The sequence below is a fragment of the Kaistella haifensis DSM 19056 genome (assembly GCF_000735695.2).
Classification (GTDB): Bacteria; Bacteroidota; Bacteroidia; order Flavobacteriales; family Weeksellaceae; genus Kaistella; species Kaistella haifensis.
In genome coordinates, this window is sequence record NZ_JASZ02000003.1 from 60794 (window position 1) to 81933 (window position 21140).

Consider the following 21140-nt stretch of genomic DNA (forward strand, 5'->3'; position numbering starts at 1 on the left):
AAAAATATTCACGGAGTATTATTAAATACATAAAATTCAAAAATGAACTATCAACTTGACGAAATAGATAAAAAAATCCTTGATTTTTTAGTAGAAAACACAAGAATGCCTTTTACAGAAATTGCTAAACAAATGGACGTTTCTGCAGGAACCATTCACGTAAGAGTAAAAAAGATGGAAGATGCGGGGATTATCCTGGGATCTTCTTTAAGCATCGATTATGGTAAATTAGATTATCATTTTACCGCTTTCATCGGAATTCTTCTTACCAAATCAAACAGAACTCAAGAAGTTTTGAAGGAATTAACTACAATTCCAAACGTAATCGAAGCGAGTGTAATTTCTGGTAAATACAACATTTTCTGTAAAGTGAGAGCTAAAAATACCGAAGATGCAAAAAGAATTATTTACCAAATCGACGATATCCAGGATGTGATGAGAACTGAAAGTATGATTTCGATGGAAGAATACATCTCGGATAAAAACAGATTGATCGATGCAGTAACCATCTAATTATAAAACACTTTAACATATATTAAAAAACTTTTGAATCTATTCAAAAGTTTTTTTACTTTTACCCTTATGAATAACGAATTTGCCAACGAAAATCCAAAAAAAGATTTAGGTTTTATCCTTTCACTTGCCGCGCTGCTTTTGTTCACATTGATGGGCGTAGGAATCGATTACGACGAGTTTTTGCAAAAAGATGAAATCAATATTCCAGATTTTTATTTCCTACTCATTTTTTTTGTAGATTTTCTAATGATCGTAGGATTGGTGCTCATTTATTTCTACCGAAAAATTGGGATTTATCTTTTTCCAATTGCTGTAGTTTTACATTTCATGATGCACAATTATTATCTTTCCACTTTCCTCTACACCGATGTTACCAATCTTTTCCTTTATATCTCGGTAGGATTACTTGCTATAATTCCAAAGTGGCAATTTTTTAAGTAAATGAAGAATTATTTTTGCAGTGTTAAGATTATTATTTGAAAATAAAAAACCCGTTTAGCAGTTCTAAACGGGTTTACTTTTTCGATTGAATTTCCTGAATTATTTTTCTAAAATTCTTTTCACAGCTTCTTTTACTGCAGTGGAGTCGATTTTGTATTTTTTCATCAATTCGGCAGGCGTTGCAGATTCCCCGAAAGTATCATTTACAGCTACAAATTCTTGTTTTGTCGGTCTTTTTCTAGCCAGCATTCCAGCAACAGATTCGCCTAAACCTCCTAAATAATTGTGTTCTTCAGCAGTTACAATTTTTCCTGTTTTCTCCACAGATTTCAGGATAATTTCTTCGTCTAAAGGTTTAATGGTGTGAATGTTAATAACTTCACAAGAAATGCCTTCTTTCTCCAGTTCTTCTGCAGCAACCAAAGATTCCCAAACTAAATGTCCGGTTGCCACGATGGTTACGTCCGTTCCTTCTTGTAAAAGAATTCCTTTTCCGATTTCAAACGGCATATCCTCTGGAATGAAAACTGGAACTACAGGTCGTCCGAATCGTAAATAAACAGGGCCTTCAAAATCTGCAATGGCTAAAGTAGCGGCTTTCGTTTGGTTGTAATCGCAAGTGTTGATCACTGTCATTCCCGGAAGCATTTTCATCATTCCGATGTCTTCCAAAACTTGGTGTGTAGCGCCATCTTCTCCTAGGGTTAATCCAGCATGAGAAGCACAAATTTTTACATTTTTATTGGAATAAGCGATTGATTGACGAATTTGGTCATAAACTCTTGAGGTTGAAAAGTTTGCAAAAGTTCCGGTATAAGGGATTTTCCCATTGATGGTTAATCCGGCTGCTATTCCCATCATATTGGCTTCTGCAATTCCGACTTGGAAGAATCTTTCCGGGGCTTTTTCAATAAATTTTTCCATTTTTAGCGATCCGATAAGATCTGCGCAAAGTGCAACTACATTTGGATTTTTATCTGCCAATTCAGCCAATCCGGCTCCGAAACCGCTTCTCGTATCTTTTTTTTCTGTATAGGTGTATTTCATTTCTTTCTTTTTTGTTTTACGAATTACTTCAAATATTAAAAATTTAGTAATCCGCCGGCGCTTCTAAATACAATTGTTTGAAGGCAGTGATTAATTGCTCATCATTAGGTGCTTTTCCGTGCCATGCGTGGGTTCCCATCATATAATCTACGCCAAATCCCATTTCTGTATGTAGGATAATCGCGATTGGTTTCCCGTTTCCGGTTTTGGCTTTGGCGTGTTCCAGAACTGCAATAACGGCTTCCAAATCGTTTCCGTTTTTCTCTTCCAAAACGTCCCAACCAAAAGCACGAAGTTTTGCATTTAAATCTCCTAAACTCAAGACATCATCAACGTTACCGTCAATTTGTCGGTTATTGTAGTCGATGGTTGCGATGAGGTTATCTACTTTGTTGTGAGCGGCATACATCAATGCTTCCCAAATTTGCCCTTCCTGAAGTTCTCCGTCACCATGTAGGGTATACACTAAGCTTTGGTCTCCGTCCAATTTTTTTCCTAACGCTGCACCAATTGCGACTGAAAGTCCTTGTCCTAAAGAACCTGAAGCAACACGAACTCCCGGTAAACCTTCGTGCGTCGTTGGGTGACCTTGTAATCTGGAATTTAACTTTCTGAAAGTCGCCAATTCTGCAACCGGAAAGAAATCAAATCTTGCCAGAGTGGAGTAGAATACAGGCGAAATATGCCCATTGGAAAGGAAGAAAAGATCCTCATTTTTGCCTTCCATGGTGAATGGCAATTTGTAATTCATCACTTTACCATAAAGTGCGGTGAAAAACTCGGTACAGCCCAAACTTCCTCCTGGATGGCCCGAATTTACAGCGTGAACCATTCTTAGAATGTCTCTTCTGATCTGTGTTGTAAGAGATTTCAGCTCTTCAATACTTTTACTCATTTTTTTGATTTATTTGCAAGCGAATTTACGAATTTTTGATGGGTTAAGAAAATGGAAAACCATTGATTTTATATCGACGAAAATTATTTTTTTCTAATCAACCATAAACCAATAAAGGTGAGTAATCCATTGATAATCAATAATTCTAATCCAATTTTAAAATCTCCGAAAATATTTTCCTGGAATTTATCGATAAAGTAAGAAATTACCGGAGCAACAACGCAAACGTAAGGTACCAAATGATCTTTTACTTTGAATTTGGTGAAAATTCCGAATGCGAAAAGTCCCAAAAGTGGTCCGTAAGTGAAGCCGGCAAGTTTAAGAATCAAACCAATCATCGAATTGTCATTAATGATTTTAAAAATCACCACCATTATCAAAAATGCAAAAGCAACAATTAAGTGAACTTTTTTTCTGAATTTTTCTTTTTCTTTCTCTGAAATATTTTTTTCCTTTAAGCCAAAAATATCAATGCAAAGTGAGGAAGTAAGCGCCGTCATCGCTCCATCAGCACTCGGAAAAAGCGCGGAAATTAATGCGATGATGAAGATAATGGAGATTACAGGCGGCATGTGATTTAAGGCAATATCCGGAAACAACTGATCACCTGAACTCGCTACATGTTCTGTGGTTCCATAAAGGTGTAGCAAACCGCCCATGAAGAGGAATAAGGAAATTACGCCTACCAAAATAATTCCAAGAACAACCATATTTTTTTGTGAATCTTTCAATTTGGTTACGGAAAGCGATTTCTGCATCATTTCCTGGTCGATTCCCGTCATTGTAATCGTGATAAATGCTCCTGCTAAAATCTGTTTAAAGAAAAATGCTTTTGAATTGATATCAGTATTGAAAACTTCGGTGTATCCGAGTTTATTCATCTCTTTTAAACTTTCAAAAAAGCCCAAATTCAGATGGTTCAGCATATATGCGGAGCAAATGATGAGCCCCAAAAGCATACAGGTTGTTTGTAAAGTATCCGTCCAAACAATGGTTTTTACCCCTCCTTCGTAAGTATAAAGAATAATCATCCCCAAAATCACCAAAGTAGTAACGATAAAAGGAACTCCCAAACTATCGAGAATGGTAAATTGAAGAATATTTACTACTAAATAAAGTCGCGCTGTAGCACCAACTAATCGGGAAACAATGAAAATCCAAGCTCCGGATTTGTAGGAAATCTGGCCCATTCTTTCTTGAAGATACCCATAAATTGAGGTGAGTTTCAACCGATAATACAATGGCAGAAGCACATAAGCGATAATTACATAACCAATAAGATATCCAATGGTGATTTGTAAATAATGAAATTTATCCGCACCCACTGCACCCGGAACCGAAACAAAAGTCACACCCGAAAGGGACGTTCCAATCATCCCGAAAGCAACGAGCATCCAATTCGATTTTCTGTTTCCGATGAAGAAACTGTCGTTGTTACTGCCTTTTCCGGTTCGGTAAGCTACCCAAAGTAAAAGCGCGAAATAGGCGATGATAATACACAACAACACAATCGGATTCATAGAATTTTGTTTTTGAAAATTTCACAAATATAGTTTTTTTGGGCAAATGAAAAAACGCACCGGTTTGGTGAGTTTTATTTTAGAAAAATTAAGAAATTTCACGAAAGTACATCCTGAAATTGCAGAGTCTTTTCAATGGTTTTTTTGGCAAACGAACATAACGGTATAATCTTTATTCCTTTTTCTCGGGCATATTCCACGCCGGCGTAAATCAGTTGTTTAGCATATCCTTTTCCGTTAAAAGCTTCGTCAACACCGGTGTGATCGATGATGAATTTATCGGTTCCTGCCCAAGTATATGTCATTTCTCCGGCTTTTACGCCATCTTCATAAATTTCGAAAACGCCGTTTTTCTCGTTGTTTTGGTGTTTTATTTCTGTCATAATATTGTTTATTTTTTGTTTAATTAAAATGGTTTTTCCTGAAAATTTTATTCAATGAAACTAGTGTTAACCTCCATACTTCCGTGAAGAATTTTGTGTACAGGGCAAGCCTCGGCAACAGTAAGTAGGTGCTTAAGCTGATCTTCATCCAAAACCGCACCTTCATAACTGATTTTTCTGATGAAAATTACATTTTTGGTTAGCGGATAATTTTCCAGTTCTACTTCCACATTAATTTTCGGAATTTCCCAACCTTTTCGGTCAATATACATTCTTAAAGTCGCCGCAGTACAACTCGCCAAAGAAGTTGCCAAAATTTCAAGTGGATTGAATCCTTTGTTTTGGCCACCTTTTTCCAACGGTTCATCGGTGATGATTTTGTTTTCGCCTGCAGTAAATTCTGTATAATACTTTTCGTTTCCTAAAATTGCTTTTACCGTAACACTCATATTTATTTTTTTTTAATTAAAAATTTTCCGTTAGTGCAACGAATTTAATTCCAATACCTTATACAGTGACATTTTTTTTTAAAGATTGCGACATTCTGTTATTTTGAAAGTTTTCCGTTCAAAATCGCTTTTGGAAGTGGCACATATTCTTCTTCATCACCCGGAACGAGTGGAAAAGCTTAGTGGTTTTGCTCATGCCAGTTGATTTTGGCTTTTTCGATGATTTCTTTATCAAAAAAGTTTCCTATGTCCGCAGCTTTTTCTTCAATGATGAGTCCGATGTTTGACATGATTAAATTGGGTTTTTAATGATATAAAAAAGGTCATAGAATAAGCAATATCTGCAATATTTTAGTTGAGTCCTAATTTTCTTTTGACCTCAGGAATGACCTGTGTTGCAAACAACTCGATGGATTTCATCGTCATTTCATGTGGAACAAATCCCATGCTCGCCTGCGCAAAAAATCGGGTAAAGCCGAAAAGTTCGTATTCATAAATTATTTTTTCAACTACTTGTTCTACACTTCCTACCATCAGTGATCCTTCCGGACTTCTCATGAACTCAAATTGTTCGCGGGACATCGGTTGCCAACCGCGGCTTTTTCCTACACGATCCATCATTTGGGCGTAATAAGGAAAAAATTCGTCAGCAGTTTTTTCCCCATCTTCTCCTACAAACATATGGTTATTGATTCCCACTTGAAGATCTTCCGGTTTTACTCCATTTTCTAAGGCAGATTTTTTATAAAGATTAATAAATGGCACAAACTGACTTGGCATTCCACCGATAATTGCAAGCATTAATGGAAGCTTAAGTTTTGCAGCTCTCACTGCCGAAGCGGGAGTTCCGCCCACAGCAAGCCAAATTGGAAGTTCTCCGTTTAATGCTCTTGGATAAACGCCTAAATCATGAATCGGTGCACGAAGTGTTCCTCGCCACGAAACTTTTTCTTCTTTATTAATTTTAAGCAAAAGATCGAGTTTCTCATCAAAAAGCTCGTTATAATCATTCAAATCAAACCCAAACAATGGGAAAGATTCTATGAAAGAACCCCGTCCGGCCATGATTTCTGCTCTCCCTCCGGAAATTGCATCCACCGTAGCAAATTGCTGATAAACGCGAACCGGATCTTCAGAACTTAAAACTGTTACCGCACTCGATAATTTAATGTTTTTGGTGATTGCAGCAGCAGCCGCCAAAACGGTGGTTGGTGACGATACTGCGTAATCCGGCCGGTGATGTTCGCCAATTCCGAAAACATCAACGCCCAATTCATCGGCTAGTTTTATTTCTTCTAAAAGATTTTGTATTCTTTGGTGTGCATTAAATCCTTTACCGGAAACAGGTTCCGGAGCCATATCGGCAAAGGTCATCAAGCCAAATTCTATTTTTTTCATGCTTTTCATTTGGTTTAATAAGCCGCTGTGAAAATCTGATGTTTGAATTTTTTGTTTTTAAGTTCATCAACAACCGCTACTGCCAAATCCTGAACAGAATGTCTGGAGCGTCCTTCCTCATCAAAAACCGGTGAATCGGTTGCCAATCGGTATTTTCCGGTTTTGGTTTTGTCTTCGCTGAACATGCTCATTTCCAGAGCAGGGCTGAAGAATTCCCAATCGAGGTTTTCGTTTTTAGAAAGATTTTCAACAAAATATTTTTTCACCGCACTTGCAGCGGGATAAATTTCTTTAGGGAAATTCGGTCCGTCAACGAGGTGATTTCCATCAATTTTTAAAGTTCCTGCACCTCCGATAACGATCAATTTCTTCACGCCTGAATTTTCAACTGCATTTTGAATGGAAGCTGCACCTTTTTGATATTCATCGTGAATGTTGGGATTGGTCCATCCCGGGTTGTAAGCGCTTATTACGGCATCGCTGCCTTTCACGGCTTCAGCCAACTCCGCTTCACTAGAAACATCAACATTTTTTTTCTCTAGATTTTCGTTTTCGATAGTGATTTTATCTGTATTTCTTGCGATTGCAGTTACTTGATAATTTCTTTCTAAAGTTCGTTAAGAATTGCATTTCCTACAAAACCTGTAGCGCCGATAAGTGATATTTTCATTTTTTTATAATTTAAAATTTAATTTTTTTTTTCATTAATTAAAGGTAGAGGAAAAAGAACAACTCAAATAGTTTGTAGTTATTTTTAACAAAACTTTAATCTTCCAGATAGCCAAACTTGCCTGTATTGAAATCATCAAAAGCTTGAATGATTTCTTCTCGGGAATTCATTACGAAAGGACCGTGAGGAAAAATTGGTTCGTTCAACGGTTCACCGCTAATGATTAAAACGATAGCGTTTTCCGATGCCTCGATGGTGAAATCTTCGCCTTCATTTTCGAACAAAACGAAATGATCGGTCGGAGCATTTTCTTCACCATTAACCAAAATATTTCCTTCAATCACCAAAGCTGCCGTATTGAAATGGGGAGGAAAACTGAAATTTGCTTTCCCATTTGCTTTTAATTTTGCATTCATCAAATTGACAGGACTGAAAGTGGAAGCCGGACCTTTTTGGCTGTTGTATTCTCCCGCAATTACTTCTATAAAACCATTTTCTCCTAGATCGACCTTGGTCATATCAGAGTTTTTAATGGCTTGATATTTTGGAGCGCTCATTTTATCTTTCGCAGGCAAATTCACCCACAATTGCACCATCTGGAAAATTCCACCTTCTTTTGCCCATTCTGTTTCGTGAAATTCTTTGTGAAGAACTCCGGAGGCAGCGGTCATCCATTGCACATCGCCTTCACCGATAATTCCGCCACCACCTGCGCTATCGCCGTGTTCTACACGACCTTTGTAAGCGATGGTTACGGTTTCGAAACCTCTGTGAGGATGCACGCCAACTCCGCGTGGAGTTTCTGTTCCTGAAAAATGAAATTTCGAGTTATAATCGAGTAATATGAATGGATCCATTCTTTTCATATCCAAACGAAAACCGCTTGGAATAAAGTTGTGTACCCGAAAACCATCGCCCACGAAATGGGGCGGTCGGGGAGCTGCTACTATTTCTACTTTTTTTGTTGACATTGTGTTCTTTATTTTGTCTTACAAAAGTACTTCAAGCGAAACAAAAAAACATTGATGTAGGGTAAGAATGTAGGGTGTTGAGAATCAGTAGTGTTAATGAAAACTGAATTTTAAAATTATTCAGATCTCATGTTTTCGCCATCTTTTATATGAAGTCTTCGGAACACAAAACCTGAAAGAATGGTGAGAATTCCGACTACAAAAAAAGTATAACGAAAGGCGAGGTGTGGATTTTCAAACTTTGCTTCAAATGATTTTAAAATAATCAGTCCAAAAGCGATTCCGAAACCAATGGCCAATTGTTGATTTACGGCGAGCAAAGAGTTTCCGCTGCTCGTATGATCATTTCGCAAATCGGCGATAGAAATCGTATTCATCGAAGTGAACTGAATGGAATTGAAAAATCCGAGCACTGCAATAATCGGAATAAACCAGAAAATGGAAGTATGAATTCCCGGAATTCCGAGGCAACAAATGAGTGCACCAATGATGAAAGTATTGGTCATCAACGTTTTTCGGTAACCGAATTTATTTAAAATATGAATCACGGAAGATTTTCCGAACATCGCTGTTATCGCCATCGGAGCTACGATCCATCCGGAAATTACCGCACTTTCCTTATAAGCAATTTGTATTAATAAAGGTAAAAGCAAAGGAATGGAACTGATTCCTAATCGTGTAGCGAGATTTCCTAGAATTCCTACTCGAAAGGTTCTAACCTGAAAAAGGTTTAAAGGAAAAATCGGATTTTTGGTTTTAGTTGCGTGTTTGTAATAGTAATAAATCATTAAAAATCCCAAAATGAAAATCAGCAAAACGGGAGTGGTGTGCGTCGTATTTCCAAATAATTCCAAGGAAACCGAGAGCAGCAAAGACGCTGAGGCGAAGATGATAAACCCTTTCAAATCAAATTCCGAAGACGCAGACTGATAATTTGGCATGTACCTGAGTCCTAAAATTATTCCCAGCAAACCAATAGGAATATTGATGAGAAAAATCCAGTGCCAAGAAAGATAATCCACCATGTATCCGCCAACCAGTGGCCCTAAAACCGGACCGATTAATGCAGGAATAATTGCGAAATTCATCGCTTTTAGCAATTCGTTTTTCGGAAAAGTTTTGATCAGTGCCAATTTGCCCACTGGTGTCATTAAGCTTCCGCCAATACCCTGTATCACTCGGGAAATTACCAAATGCATCAGGTTTTGAGATATTGTACAAAATATCGACCCTGCACTGAAAATAATTAAAGCGAAAATGAAAACTTTCTTGGTTCCGAATTTATCGGCCAAAAAACCGCTTACCGGCATGAATAAAGCTAAAGTTAGTACATAGCTGATAATTGCATTTTGCATATTCATTGGCGATTCGTTTAAATCTTTTGCGATTGATGGCAACGATGTGTTCAGAATAGTAGAATCAAGCATTTGCATGAAAATTGCCGTTGCAAGAATTATCGGGAGAAATTTTTTAACAGATGAGTTTGGTGTATTAATGGATTCAGACATTAAACAAAAATAAAAAAAAATCCCGTGACAACTCGCGGGATTTAGAATGTTAAACGACGTCTTCTTTTTCTTTTCGGATACGTGTAATTCTTGTCACTTCGCTAGATTTTTCTTTTAATTCATTTTCAATATCATAATCATCTTGAAGTCCGAGCCAAAATTTCGGAGAATTTCCAAAATATGCGCTTAATCTCACTGCGGTATCGGCAGAAATTCTTCTATTTCCTTTAATGATTTCCGAAATTCTGGTTTGTGGAATTTCCAAATCTTTCGAAAGTCTGTATTGTGAAATTTCGAGTGGAACCAAAAATTCCTCTAATAATATTTCTCCGGGTGATATATTTCTCAACTTTTCCATGTTTTTTCAATTTAATGATAATCTATAATTTCAACTTCAAACGCATTACGATTTTCCCATTTGAAAGTAATTCTCCACTGATTATTAATTCGAATGCTATAAAATTCTGATAAATCACCTTTTAGTTTCTCAAGCCGATTTGCGGGTGGAACTCTAAGGTCAGCAATATCAACGGAGTTATTAATCATCCTCAGTTTTCTTCTGGCAACCTCCTGAATTTCTCTTGGAAGTTTTTTAGAAACAACTCCATTCCAGATTTTTTCTGTTTCTTTATTTCCAAAATTGATAATCATCCTCTTTTGCGTTACTAACGTCAAAGGTAAGTAAAAATTTTTGAACATGAAGAATGTTTATCTTGAATAATCTTCACTCCAAAAAAACACCCCTAAAAAGCTTAAACTTCTTAAGGGTATTTCAAATTTTTTAAATGTAAATATCGATTAGTAACTGTCTTCGTGAACGGTTTTCACGGCTCTACCACTTGGATCGTTGGCGTTTTTGAAAGCTTCGTCCCATTCTAAAGCGATAGGAGTGGAGCACGCAACCGATGGAACCGATGGAACTGTAGCGGCGGCGGTTTCACTTGGGAAATGCTCTTCGAAAATGGTTCTGTAGCGGTATTCTTCTTTGTTTTGTGGCGTGTTTAGTGGGAATCGGAATTTTGCATTCACCATCATCTCGTCTGTCACTTCTTTTTCGGCAACTTCTTTTAAAGAATCGATCCATGAGTAGCCAACTCCATCTGAAAATTGCTCTTTTTGTCTCCACGCGATAGATTCCGGCAACAAATCTTCAAAAGCTTTTCTTAGCATCCATTTTTCGATTTTTGGTTCGTGTGCGGTGACCATTTTGTCTTTTGGGTTTTGGCGCATCGCAACATCCATAAATTCTTTATCCAAGAAAGGAACGCGGCCTTCGATTCCCCAACTCATCAATGCTTTATTGGCGCGCAAACAATCGTATAAGTGAAGTTTTCCTAGTTTTCTAACGTTTTCTTCATGAAACTCTTTAGCGTTTGGAGCTTTGTGGAAATACAGATATCCTCCAAATAATTCATCACTACCTTCCCCGGAAAGCACCATTTTAATTCCCATTGACTTGATGACTCTCGCTAATAAATACATCGGTGTGGAAGCCCTTATGGTAGTTACATCATAAGTTTCCAAGTGATAGATCACATCGCGAACTGCATCCAAACCTTCCTGTACGGTGAAGTGAACTTCGTGGTGAATAGAACCGATATGATCCGCAGCTTTCTGGGCAGCTACCAAATCCGGGCTTCCTTCCAAACCTACCGCAAAACTGTGTAAACGCGGATACCAAGCTTCCTGAGTATCACCACTTTCAATACGGTTTCGCGAATATTTTGCAGTTACCGCAGAAATAATCGAAGAATCCAATCCACCGGAAAGCAAAACGCCATAAGGAACGTCACTCATCAATTGTCTGTGAACGGCTTCTTCCAAAGCTTTTCTCAGTTCCGCCAAATCGGTGGTGTTGTCTTTTACGTTTTCAAAATCTTCCCAATCTCTTTTGTACCATTGCTGCAATTCGTAACCTTCGGGGCTGTAAAGAAAATGTCCCGGTAAAAATGTTTCAATGGTTTTGCAAACACCTTCCAAAGCTTTCAGTTCAGAAGCTACATAATAATTTCCGTGTTGATCCCAACCTTGGTAAAGTGGGCAGATTCCCATGTGATCACGGGCAACAAAATAGACATTGTTTTCGATATCATATAAAGAGAATGCGAAAATTCCATTCAGTTTATCCACGAAATTTTTTCCGTATTTTTTGAATAAAGGAATGATTACTTCGCAGTCGGATTCGGTTTGGAAATCGTAGTCCGGAAATTCATTTCTAAGTTCGCGGTGGTTGTAAATTTCACCATTTACGGCGAGAACGATTTTTTTATCATTAGAAAATAATGGCTGTTTCCCGGAAGTTGGGTCAACAATCGCCAATCTTTCGTGGGAGAAAATTACTTTTTCGTCCTGAAAAATTCCGCTCCAATCTGGTCCGCGGTGACGAATTTTTTTAGACATTTCTAAAACCTGAGGTCTTAGAGTTTCCGTTTTTTGTTTGGCATCAAACAAGCATACAATTCCGCACATAATTCAAATATTTTTATTTTGGTAACTTTTAATTAAAATTCTACTGCAAACATATTGCAAATGATTAAAAATAGAAACAAAAATTAATAAAATATGAATATTTTACTAAAATTAATTATTAGAAAGGAAAAATTTAAGTTCAATCGCTGATTCTGTACTTTTCAGCGGAAAAAATTCCAAAAAAAATAGCAGATTTTTGTCTGCTATCCATTTTTATAAACTTTTCAGTTACGCTTTTCTTTCGATTAATGCCATGTAGAAACCATCGAAACCATCGCTCGGCATTATTTTTTCTTCTTTTATTAAAGAAAATCCATCGTTGTTTTTAAGGAAAGTTTCCACTTGTTCATTATTTTCACTTGGCAAAATAGAACAAGTTGCGTAGATCATTTTGCCGCCTTTTTTTAAAATTTTAGAATAATCTTGAAGGATTTGTTGTTGCTCTTTTTTAATTCTGTCGATAAAATCCTGGTCAATTTTCCATTTAGAATCGGGGTTTCTTTTCAGAACTCCCAAACCTGAACATGGTGCATCGATTAACAGTCTGTCGGCTTTTTCATGAAGTCTTTTGATGACTTTATTGTCGTCGATGTATCTTGTTTCGATGTTGTGAGCCCCGGCTCTTTTAGCGCGGCGTTTCAGTTCTGCGAGTTTCCATTCGTAGATATCTAAAGCGATAATCTGACCTTTATTTTTCATCAAAGCCGCTAAGTGAAGAGTTTTTCCACCGGCTCCGGCGCATGCATCTACAACGCGCATTCCTTCGTGAACGTCCAAAAGTTCACCAATTTTCTGCGATGAAGCATCTTGAACTTCAAATAAACCGTCTTTGAATGCCGACGTAAGGAAAACGTTTTTCTTTTCCGCAAGCTGAACTGCATCAGGATAATTTCTAATCTGGAAACTTTCTACATTTTCGTCATTCAAATCGGAAATCAATTCTTTTGCCGTGGTTTTTAGGGTGTTGGCTCTAAGAATCGTGGGAGCTTGCTCGTTCAGTGCTTCCATTTCGCGTTCCCATTTGTTGCCCAATTCTTTTTCTAAAGTTTCGGCGAGCCATTCAGGAATTGAATATTCCACCGCTTTCGTAGGAACCGTATTTTTCTTGAGTTTGTTGAGGATGTCGGCATTTTTAATTCCGTCAAACTCTTCAAATTTTTTGTAATGTGTTTTGGTCCAAAGGCAATATGCGAGAATCATTTTATAGATGTTGCCTGGTTTTGCGCCTTCACCCATATAATATTCGAGGCGTTTTTTCCAACGGATGATATCGTAGAAAATCTGTGAAACTACTTTTCGGTCTTCGCTGCCCCATTTTCTGTTGGCTTTCAAAAGGCGTTCTATGACCTTGTCCGCGTATTTTTTATCTTCAAAAAAAGTTTCTTGCAAAGCATCGTGAATTCCGATGAGGAGGTTTCTGTGTATAAGTTCCATTGGGAGATTTTAATAGTTGAATTTTAGTTTTTTAACCTAAAATTTTTTGCAAAAATACAGAATTTAAAACAGAAAGTGGGAACCGTTTTTTTGTAGTTAAAATTTTAGTGATCGTGCTATATTGACAAGCATCATTAAATATCGTATTTTTGGATGATAAAAAATTGAAGAAATGAGCGACACAATGATCTGCCCAAAATGCCAATCCGAATTTACCTATGAACAGGATAACTTGATGGTTTGTTCCCAGTGTTTTCACGAGTGGGATCCGAAAGAAACATCAAATGATGATAAAATTTTAGATATCAACGGAAATGAGCTGCAGAATGGCGATTCGGTGATCGTGATGAAAGATTTGCCGGTGAAAGGTGCCCCAAAACCAGTAAAAGCCGGAACGAAAGTGAAAAATATCCGTTTGAGACCGGATTCCGACCACAATATTGATTGTAAAATTGATGGTTTCGGTGCGATGGCTTTGAAATCTGAATTTGTAAAGAAAGCGTAAATAATTTTCAAATAACAATATAAAAAACACGTTTCGGCGTGTTTTTTACTTTTTGGGCATAAAAAAAGGAAAGATTTGGACAGGGTTCTTTTCCGGACTTGGTTGTTCGAGAACCGAACTAATTTCGTCTTAAAGGTAGAAAGAGAATTAACCAAAAATTTCCTTATTCGGGAAGTGTAAAGTTAGGTTTTTACTTTGATAAGTGCAAAAAATTCCCCTGATATTTTTTCATGAAAATGAAAATTCTAAATGAATTCGATGTTTACATCGCCTACTAATTCATGGTTGGTATAAACAACCAATTTTTTGTCGTTCCAGGAAATTTTGTTCCAGAAATGGTTTCCTGCGAAGCGGCTTTCCATAACTTTTGCATTTAATTGTTGCTGATTTTCGCTAACTGAAATTTTTATTTCGTGTGGAAACCAGAAGGTTTTTGCAAGATTCCAAAGTTTTTTTTCTTCATCGGAAAATACATTCACTTCACCAAAAAGTTTTGCAACATATTCATTGTAAGGGTTTTTGTAAGTTTCTATGGGCGAATCGTTTTGGATCAATCTTCCTTCCTGCAGTACAATTATCTGGTCTAGCCACGGCATCACTTCCTGTATTTCGTGCGTAGAAATCAGCATCGAAATATTTTTTTCTTTCGCATAATTGAATAATTTTTCTCTGAGTTCAATTTTACGCGAAAAATCGAGATTGCTGAAGGGTTCATCCAACAAAAGCAGTTTCGGCATTACTGAAAGCGCGCGTGCAATCGCAACCCTTTGCTGTTGGCCTCCACTTAGATATTTAGGCAAAATCAATGCGTATTCTTCCAGCCCAACGACCTTGAGCAATTCCATTACTTTCGCTTTTTTCTCAGTCAAATTAATGTTTGAGATAAATTTCCCAACGTTGTCTGCTACGGTCGCATATGGCATTAAATCGTAATTTTGTGCAACCAATTTCATTTCTGGTTCTCCCGGAACAAGGTTTTTCTTCGGCCCAAAAATCGGTTTTCCAGAGAAAATAATTTCTCCTTTTTCCCAATCGAGCAAGCCATAAATTAAGCTCAGCAAAGTGGATTTCCCACAACCGCTCTCGCCGGCAAGAGCAATAATTTTGCCTTCGCTAATTCGCAGATTGAGGTTTTGAAAAAGTTTTTTTTCGGGCGTGTATGAAAAAAATAATTGATTGATTTCTAAAAGCATACTGCGAAAATAAGATTTTTATAAATAATCTGAATTTTTTTATTATTTTAGCGGAAACAATTAAAAATTCAATTTTCTAAATGAAAACGGTATTCAAAACTACAATTTTTTCAGCATTTATTGCGGGAATTTTACTGGTTTCTTGCGGGAAAGATAAACCGTTAACCAGCGAAAGCAATACTGTTTCTACCACAAAAGAAGGAGATGTTTTCGTGTTGGATACGCTCAATAGCCGTATAGAATGGAAAGGTTTTAAAGTGGTGAAAACCGACAATACCAGTCATTTCGGAACTATAAAGTTTGAAAGTGGGGAAGTAACTGCAAATAAAGGAAAACTGGAAAGTGGGAAATTTGTAGCAGATATGAATTCGCTGACTTCCGTTGATTTAAAAGATGATCCCGAGCAATTGAATAAATTGAACGGTCACTTAAAAAGTGCCGATTTCTTCGATGTAGAAAAATTCCCTACAGCTTCTTACGAAATTACAAAGGTTTCTGAAAATACTTCCGGAGGCGATTACAACACTGTTTTAGAAGGAAATCTTACCATTAAAGGAATTACAAAACCGGTACAGTTTAATGCCAATGTCTCGGTTAAAGACGGCATTGTAAGCATTGCCACTGAACCTAAAGATATCAATAGAGAAGATTTTGGAGTAAAATTCCAAATGCCAATTGAAAATGGTTTAATTAAAAATGAAATTAATATTCAGATTTTAGTTAAAGCCATGGAAATGAAATAAGAATAATTTTTTTTTATTAAGTGTAATAAGTGATGTTGATTCGTCTCGTTTTTTAGCGAGACGAATTTTTTTTAATTACTTCTCCCTCATCACTTCAGATAATTTTTCCGGTAGCGAATTTGCGTTCAATTTTCTCCCAAAATTTCCTAAATTTGCATGCTTACCAAAAAGCCAAAAGCAACCGCTAACAGCAAAACTCAACTATGACTTCACAACAAATACGAAAACAGTTTTTAGATTATTTTAAAGAAAAAGGACATCTTATCGTTCCTTCAGCGCCTATTGTACTGAAAGATGATCCTACATTGATGTTCTCCAACTCCGGAATGACGCAGTTTAAGGATTATTTTCTTGGTTACAAACAACCGAAAGCGCCTCGAATTGCCGATACCCAGAAATGCCTCCGCGTTTCCGGAAAACACAACGATTTGGATGACGTTGGTAGAGATACCTATCATCACACGATGTTTGAAATGCTCGGAAACTGGTCTTTTGGTGATTATTTCAAAAAAGAAGCGATTGCTTTCGCATGGGAACTGTTGACAGAAGTTTATAAAATTCCAAAAGAAAATCTTTACGTAACTATTTTTGAAGGGGATGCGTCTGAAAACTTAGAACGCGATCAGGATGCCTACGACTACTGGAAAACCCACATTGACGAAAGTAGAATTATCAACGGAAACAAGAAAGATAATTTCTGGGAAATGGGAGAGAGCGGACCGTGCGGACCTTGCTCGGAAATTCACGTTGATTTGCGTTCCGAAGAGGAAAAAGCGTTAGTTCCGGGAATCGATTTGATTAATAATGATCATCCGCAAGTGGTGGAAATCTGGAATAATGTATTCATGGAATTCAACCGAAAAGCTGATGGTTCCTTAGAAAAATTACCTTCACAGAACGTGGATACCGGAATGGGTTTTGAGCGTCTGTGTATGGCTTTGCAAGGAAAAAAATCCAATTATGATACCGATGTTTTCACGCCTTTAATAGCTAAAGTTGAAGAACTTTCAGGGAAGAAATACACCGGAATTTTGGAAGACGAAAAAGATATTGCAATTCGTGTTGTGGTTGATCATATTCGTGCGGTAGCATTTGCAATTGCCGATGGACAGCTTCCTTCAAATGGTGGAGCGGGTTATGTGATCCGAAGAATTTTAAGAAGAGCAATTTCGTATTCTTACCGTTTTTTAGGGATGAAAGAGCCTTTCCTTTTCGAATTGGTAGCAGTTTTGAAAAAAGAAATGGGCGAATTTTTCCCAGAATTGGTGAAACAGGAAAAATTGGTAACTGAAGTTATAAAAGAAGAAGAAACTTCTTTCCTGAAAACCATCGAACACGGTTTGAAAAGAATTGATTTAATCATCAATGAAACCCTATCGAGAAATGAAAAAACGCTTCCTGGTGCTGAGGTTTTTGAGTTGTACGATACCTATGGTTTCCCGGCAGATTTGTCGAGAATTATTGCTGAAGAAAAGAATTTAACCGTTGATGAAAAAGGATTTGATGAAGAAATGGAAAAGCAAAAACAGCGTTCCAAGAAATCATCGGCTCAAAAAGTTCACGATTGGGTTATTTTAGAAGAAAAACAAGAAGTTTTCGTTGGTTACGACCAAACAGAAGCTGAAACATACATCACTCGTTACCGGAAGATTGAAAATAAAGACGGTGAATTTTACCAAATAGTACTTTCGAAATCGCCTTTTTATCCTGAAGGTGGTGGACAAATCGGTGACAAAGGACTTTTGATTCCAAGTTATACCGAAGGTTTCGATATTGCGAACCCAGATGTTTTTGATATCACAAATTGCAGCGACGTTGTTGAGGTTTTGGAAACCCGCAAAGAAAACAATTTGATCGTTTCTTTAATTAAAGATTTACCGAAAGATGCAGGTGCTGTTTTTTATGCAAAAGTAAATACTACTGACAGAAAAAACACTCAGGCGAACCACTCGGTAACGCACTTGTTGCACGAAGCTTTGCGCGAAGTTTTGGGAACTCACGTTGAGCAGAAAGGATCTTTTGTTGGTCCTGATTATCTCCGTTTCGATTTTTCTCATTTCTCAAAAATGAGCGAGGAAGAATTGAAATTGGTGGAAGATAAAGTGAACGCAAAAATTAAAGAAAATATTGCGTTACAGGAATTTAGAAATATCCCAATTGCAGAGGCTTTAGAGAAAGGAGCAATGGCGCTTTTCGGTGAAAAATACGGCGATACCGTGCGAATGATTCAGTTCGGTACTTCCCGGGAATTGTGCGGAGGAACACACGTGAAAAATACTGGTGAAATCGGTTATTTTAAGATTCAGAATGAAAATTCTACCGCTGCAGGAATCCGTAGAATTGAAGCGATTTCCGGAGATAAATCTGCGGAATATTTCCAAAGTTTAGAGCTTCAGTTTAAAGAAATTTCTGCTTTGCTCAAATCCAAAGATTTAGCAAAATCTGTAGAAAAATTAATCGAAGAAAACGCCACTTTGAAATCAGAAGTTGAATCCTTGAAAAAAGAGAAAGCAAAAGGCGAAACCGCGAATTGGAAAAATGATTTTGTAGAAAATGGAGGCAAAAAATTATTGGTAAAAAAAGTTTCAATGGATGCCGGTAGCGTGAAAGATATCGTTTTTCAGTTGAAAAAAGAAGTTGAAAACGCTGTGATCATCATTATTTCCGATGCGGATGGAAAACCGATGATTACGGTAGGTGTTTCGCAGGATTTGGAAGCTCAATACCACGCCGGAAATATCGTGAAAGATTTGGCGAAAGAAATCCAAGGTGGAGGTGGTGGAAATCCAGGATTTGCTACTGCAGGTGGGAAAAATCTAGATGGAATTGAAAGTGCTTATCAGAAAGCACTAGGTATATAAAAAAAACAGAAGCCCCAAAAAAATCCCGAATGAATTTTCGGGATTTTTTATTATGTATAGTTTGTTATTTGCTTCCGCCGCCTCTGGTGATCAATGCGATGATGATGATTAGAACTACTGCTCCAATTACCCAAACGATCGGGTTGCTCATCCATTCTGCGCCCATTGCGTCGCTTCCTTTATTGACATCAACATCAACTTTTAAGTCCGCAGCTTTGTCTTGTGCTTTTACGATAATTGCAGCGAAGTTTGCGAATAATGCTAATGCTAGCATCTGAATCTTGGTGAATAAATTTGCGCGTGTCATAGGTTTATTTTTTAATGTTATGATTTTAGACATTCTAAAATTGTACCAAAAAATTTTTAATGAGCAGTTTAATAATGATTAAAGGAAAAATTCCATCAAAGAATCATCCATCACATACCCATTTCCGATTTCGAAAATTGCTTCTTTGTAAGTTGTAAATCCTTGTGATTCATACATTTGCTTTGCAGGATTGTTTTTGTTGACATTCAGAATGATTCTTTTGTCGGAAGTTTCGGAAGTTTTTCCTTTCAGGAAGTTAATCGCAGCTTTTCCAAGACCTTGACCTTTGAAGTCTTCCAAGAGATAAATTCGATGAAGTTTCGTAGTAGCATTTTCATAGTGAAATTCAAAACCAATGAATCCTGCCGCTGTTTCAGCTTTTAAAATTAAATAATAGTGATAATTCGGATTTTCCAAATGATTGGAAATTTCTTCTTCCGAATACATTTGCTGTAACATATAATCAATTTGATCTTGCGAAATAATATTTTGATAAGCTGAATTCCACGACTTTTTTGCCAATTCCTGAATTTGTGGAATATCAACTTTTGTGGCTTTTTTAAATGAAATCATTAGACTTAAAAAAAAAATTAAACGAGTTCTATTAAGGTAATTTCCGGCTCAATTCCGACTCTTCCTGGGAAGGCAATTACGCCGAAACCTCGGTTTACATAAAGGTATTTACCGGAACTTTCATATAAATCCGCCCATTTTTTATATCGATACTGCACAGGAGACCAACGAACATTTTTCAAATCGAGGCCAAATTGCATTCCGTGGGTATGTCCGGAAAGTGTTAGTTGTACATTGGCAGGGTGGTTTTTCACCACCGCATCGAAATGGGTAGGATCGTGGCTCATCAATATTTTCGCTGCCTCAGCGGGGATTCCGGTGGAAGCCTTATTTAAATCACCGTATTGTGGAAAAGGTTTTTCGCCCCAGTTTTCAACCCCGAGAACATAGAGCTTTTCACCATTTTTCTGGATAACTCGGTGTTCATTTCTCAGCGTTTCGAAGCCGGCTTGCTTTTGTAATTGAATTAAATTGGGAATATTTTGGGCTTTTTCTTCAGCGGAATTCCATTCGGCATAATCTCCGTAATCGTGATTTCCTAAAACTGAAAATTTCCCGTCTTTCGCTTGAATGCTAGAAAATAATGGTACAAATGGCGCAAATTCGCTGGCAAAATTATTCACCATATCACCAGTGAATAGCACTAAATCAGCTTTTTGCTCATTGATTAAATCAACTGCTTTCTGCAATTTTTCGGGATGAAAAAAACTTCCCGAATGGACATCAGAAATCTGAACGATTTTGTAACCTTTGAAAACATCTGGTAAACCGGTGATTTTCAATTTCACTTTTCTTACATGGTGGCGGTATTTCCCGAAGATAATTCCATCGATTACCAAAGCAGAAAAAATTCCGGCAATTCCTACTCCGATGAGACTGATGAATTGTCTTCGCTCGGGAAAATAACTTTCCGGTTTTGCAAAAAATGAGAATAAATACCTAAAAAACCTTCCGATATCTTCAATTAAAAGGAAAAAAACGATGAAAAGTTTAGGAATTAGAAAAATTAAAAAAATAGAAGACACTATTTGTATGCGATGATGATCTCGGTCGCTTCGCCTGAAATTGAGTAATTCATAAAGTAAGAAGCCGTACACCAACAGTGTTACGGCCCAATATCCGATACGCAACCAATTGTTGGAAGCGATGGTTTTGAACGCTTGATAAACGTAAAATTCCAGAATAAAAATAATTCCGGTGATGATTAAAAAATTTTTCTGCATGCGATAATTTTCAATAAAAAAGCACAAAATGGAT

General features: G+C 37.1%; 22 protein-coding genes. 5 read left to right on the forward strand and 17 right to left on the reverse strand.

Annotated features, from left to right (window positions below; translation table 11 throughout):
• Positions 1-42 precede the first annotated feature (42 nt).
• A complete protein-coding gene (locus AP75_RS02735) occupies positions 43-513 on the forward strand; it encodes an Lrp/AsnC family transcriptional regulator (protein ID WP_031502165.1) in 471 nt (156 codons plus the stop codon).
• Between the two features lie 69 nt (positions 514-582).
• Positions 583-957: a hypothetical protein gene (locus AP75_RS02740; protein WP_031502164.1), complete on the forward strand. Its 375-nt coding sequence runs from the start codon at positions 583-585 to the stop codon at positions 955-957.
• A gap of 99 nt (positions 958-1056) precedes the next feature.
• Here the strand turns inward: AP75_RS02740 and AP75_RS02745 are convergent, their stop codons facing one another.
• The 13 genes from AP75_RS02745 to AP75_RS02810 all read right to left on the reverse strand — a co-directional run bounded on the left by AP75_RS02745 (position 1057) and on the right by AP75_RS02810 (position 13701).
• A complete protein-coding gene (locus tag AP75_RS02745; protein ID WP_031502163.1) occupies positions 1057-2004 on the reverse strand; it encodes a transketolase family protein in 948 nt (315 codons plus the stop codon).
• A gap of 43 nt (positions 2005-2047) precedes the next feature.
• Entirely contained in the window at positions 2048-2899 is an 852-nt protein-coding gene (locus tag AP75_RS02750) for a transketolase (RefSeq protein WP_088263541.1), read from the reverse strand.
• 83 nt (positions 2900-2982) lie between these two features.
• Positions 2983-4419 (reverse strand): sodium:solute symporter, encoded by a 1437-nt coding sequence (locus tag AP75_RS02755; RefSeq protein ID WP_088263542.1) that lies wholly within the window; start codon positions 4417-4419, stop codon positions 2983-2985.
• Between the two features lie 98 nt (positions 4420-4517).
• The gene (locus tag AP75_RS02760; RefSeq protein WP_031503175.1) at positions 4518-4802 is read right to left on the reverse strand and encodes a GNAT family N-acetyltransferase; all 285 of its coding nucleotides are present in this window, start codon (positions 4800-4802) and stop codon (positions 4518-4520) included.
• A gap of 47 nt (positions 4803-4849) precedes the next feature.
• On the reverse strand, positions 4850-5251 hold the full coding sequence (locus tag AP75_RS02765) for an OsmC family protein (RefSeq protein WP_031503173.1): 402 nt from the start codon (positions 5249-5251) through the stop codon (positions 4850-4852).
• A gap of 351 nt (positions 5252-5602) precedes the next feature.
• A complete protein-coding gene (locus AP75_RS02775; RefSeq protein WP_084186108.1) occupies positions 5603-6649 on the reverse strand; it encodes an LLM class flavin-dependent oxidoreductase in 1047 nt (348 codons plus the stop codon).
• 14 nt (positions 6650-6663) lie between these two features.
• Positions 6664-7233: an NAD(P)-dependent oxidoreductase gene (locus AP75_RS02780; RefSeq protein ID WP_317043823.1), complete on the reverse strand. Its 570-nt coding sequence runs from the start codon at positions 7231-7233 to the stop codon at positions 6664-6666.
• Positions 7234-7414: 181 nt separating this feature from the next.
• Complete coding sequence (locus AP75_RS02785) at positions 7415-8290, reverse strand: pirin family protein (protein ID WP_031503170.1); 876 nt, start codon at positions 8288-8290, stop codon at positions 7415-7417.
• A 116-nt stretch (positions 8291-8406) separates the two neighbouring features.
• Positions 8407-9798, reverse strand: coding sequence for an MFS transporter (locus tag AP75_RS02790; protein WP_088263543.1), 1392 nt, complete (start codon positions 9796-9798; stop codon positions 8407-8409).
• 49 nt (positions 9799-9847) lie between these two features.
• On the reverse strand, positions 9848-10156 hold the full coding sequence (locus AP75_RS02795) for a HigA family addiction module antitoxin (RefSeq protein ID WP_031503168.1): 309 nt from the start codon (positions 10154-10156) through the stop codon (positions 9848-9850).
• Between the two features lie 11 nt (positions 10157-10167).
• Positions 10168-10449, reverse strand: a complete 282-nt coding sequence (locus AP75_RS02800) for a type II toxin-antitoxin system RelE/ParE family toxin (RefSeq protein WP_031503166.1) — start codon at positions 10447-10449, stop codon at positions 10168-10170.
• 147 nt (positions 10450-10596) lie between these two features.
• Positions 10597-12267: an asparagine synthase B gene (gene asnB, locus AP75_RS02805; RefSeq protein ID WP_088263544.1), complete on the reverse strand. Its 1671-nt coding sequence runs from the start codon at positions 12265-12267 to the stop codon at positions 10597-10599.
• A 228-nt stretch (positions 12268-12495) separates the two neighbouring features.
• Positions 12496-13701 carry an RsmB/NOP family class I SAM-dependent RNA methyltransferase gene (locus AP75_RS02810; protein WP_031503164.1) on the reverse strand — a complete coding sequence of 402 codons (1206 nt, stop codon included), beginning with the start codon at positions 13699-13701 and terminating at the stop codon, positions 12496-12498.
• Between the two features lie 172 nt (positions 13702-13873).
• Between AP75_RS02810 and AP75_RS02815 the strand changes: the two genes are divergently transcribed.
• Positions 13874-14206: a zinc ribbon domain-containing protein YjdM gene (locus tag AP75_RS02815; RefSeq protein ID WP_031503162.1), complete on the forward strand. Its 333-nt coding sequence runs from the start codon at positions 13874-13876 to the stop codon at positions 14204-14206.
• A 245-nt stretch (positions 14207-14451) separates the two neighbouring features.
• On the opposite strand, the gene AP75_RS02820 is transcribed toward AP75_RS02815, so the two are convergent.
• A complete protein-coding gene (locus AP75_RS02820; RefSeq protein ID WP_031503160.1) occupies positions 14452-15399 on the reverse strand; it encodes a sulfate/molybdate ABC transporter ATP-binding protein in 948 nt (315 codons plus the stop codon).
• 80 nt (positions 15400-15479) lie between these two features.
• Here AP75_RS02820 and AP75_RS02825 point away from each other — a divergent pair, with 80 nt between their 5' ends.
• Both AP75_RS02825 and alaS read left to right on the forward strand, forming a co-directional pair.
• Complete coding sequence (locus AP75_RS02825) at positions 15480-16142, forward strand: YceI family protein (RefSeq protein WP_031503159.1); 663 nt, start codon at positions 15480-15482, stop codon at positions 16140-16142.
• Positions 16143-16345: 203 nt separating this feature from the next.
• Positions 16346-19003, forward strand: a complete 2658-nt coding sequence (gene alaS, locus AP75_RS02830) for an alanine--tRNA ligase (RefSeq protein WP_088263545.1) — start codon at positions 16346-16348, stop codon at positions 19001-19003.
• A gap of 64 nt (positions 19004-19067) precedes the next feature.
• Here the strand turns inward: alaS and AP75_RS02835 are convergent, their stop codons facing one another.
• From AP75_RS02835 to AP75_RS02845, 3 genes are all read right to left on the reverse strand, one after another.
• Positions 19068-19310: a hypothetical protein gene (locus AP75_RS02835; RefSeq protein WP_123904465.1), complete on the reverse strand. Its 243-nt coding sequence runs from the start codon at positions 19308-19310 to the stop codon at positions 19068-19070.
• A gap of 78 nt (positions 19311-19388) precedes the next feature.
• The gene (locus AP75_RS02840; protein ID WP_031503156.1) at positions 19389-19883 is read right to left on the reverse strand and encodes a GNAT family N-acetyltransferase; all 495 of its coding nucleotides are present in this window, start codon (positions 19881-19883) and stop codon (positions 19389-19391) included.
• 17 nt (positions 19884-19900) lie between these two features.
• On the reverse strand, positions 19901-21106 hold the full coding sequence (locus tag AP75_RS02845; protein ID WP_088263547.1) for a metallophosphoesterase: 1206 nt from the start codon (positions 21104-21106) through the stop codon (positions 19901-19903).
• Positions 21107-21140 lie beyond the last annotated feature (34 nt).

Bases quoted from the DNA above. Each gene is read 5' to 3' on its own strand.
- AP75_RS02760 (WP_031503175.1), bottom strand. From the start codon at position 4,802: ATGACAGAAATAAAACACCAAAACAACGAGAAAAACGGCGTTTTCGAA.
- AP75_RS02735 (WP_031502165.1), top strand. From the start codon at position 43: ATGAACTATCAACTTGACGAAATAGATAAAAAAATCCTTGATTTTTTA.
- AP75_RS02740 (WP_031502164.1), top strand. From the start codon at position 583: ATGAATAACGAATTTGCCAACGAAAATCCAAAAAAAGATTTAGGTTTT.
- asnB (WP_088263544.1), bottom strand. From the start codon at position 12,267: ATGTGCGGAATTGTATGCTTGTTTGATGCCAAACAAAAAACGGAAACT.
- AP75_RS02775 (WP_084186108.1), bottom strand. From the start codon at position 6,649: ATGAAAAAAATAGAATTTGGCTTGATGACCTTTGCCGATATGGCTCCG.
- AP75_RS02750 (WP_088263541.1), bottom strand. From the start codon at position 2,899: ATGAGTAAAAGTATTGAAGAGCTGAAATCTCTTACAACACAGATCAGA.
- AP75_RS02790 (WP_088263543.1), bottom strand. From the start codon at position 9,798: ATGTCTGAATCCATTAATACACCAAACTCATCTGTTAAAAAATTTCTC.
- AP75_RS02765 (WP_031503173.1), bottom strand. From the start codon at position 5,251: ATGAGTGTTACGGTAAAAGCAATTTTAGGAAACGAAAAGTATTATACA.
- AP75_RS02755 (WP_088263542.1), bottom strand. From the start codon at position 4,419: ATGAATCCGATTGTGTTGTTGTGTATTATCATCGCCTATTTCGCGCTT.
- AP75_RS02785 (WP_031503170.1), bottom strand. From the start codon at position 8,290: ATGTCAACAAAAAAAGTAGAAATAGTAGCAGCTCCCCGACCGCCCCAT.
- AP75_RS02745 (WP_031502163.1), bottom strand. From the start codon at position 2,004: ATGAAATACACCTATACAGAAAAAAAAGATACGAGAAGCGGTTTCGGA.
- AP75_RS02815 (WP_031503162.1), top strand. From the start codon at position 13,874: ATGAGCGACACAATGATCTGCCCAAAATGCCAATCCGAATTTACCTAT.
- AP75_RS02810 (WP_031503164.1), bottom strand. From the start codon at position 13,701: ATGGAACTTATACACAGAAACCTCCTCATCGGAATTCACGATGCTTTG.
- AP75_RS02845 (WP_088263547.1), bottom strand. From the start codon at position 21,106: ATGCAGAAAAATTTTTTAATCATCACCGGAATTATTTTTATTCTGGAA.
- AP75_RS02825 (WP_031503159.1), top strand. From the start codon at position 15,480: ATGAAAACGGTATTCAAAACTACAATTTTTTCAGCATTTATTGCGGGA.
- AP75_RS02835 (WP_123904465.1), bottom strand. From the start codon at position 19,310: ATGACACGCGCAAATTTATTCACCAAGATTCAGATGCTAGCATTAGCA.
- AP75_RS02800 (WP_031503166.1), bottom strand. From the start codon at position 10,449: ATGATTATCAATTTTGGAAATAAAGAAACAGAAAAAATCTGGAATGGA.
- alaS (WP_088263545.1), top strand. From the start codon at position 16,346: ATGACTTCACAACAAATACGAAAACAGTTTTTAGATTATTTTAAAGAA.
- AP75_RS02795 (WP_031503168.1), bottom strand. From the start codon at position 10,156: ATGGAAAAGTTGAGAAATATATCACCCGGAGAAATATTATTAGAGGAA.
- AP75_RS02820 (WP_031503160.1), bottom strand. From the start codon at position 15,399: ATGCTTTTAGAAATCAATCAATTATTTTTTTCATACACGCCCGAAAAA.
- AP75_RS02840 (WP_031503156.1), bottom strand. From the start codon at position 19,883: ATGATTTCATTTAAAAAAGCCACAAAAGTTGATATTCCACAAATTCAG.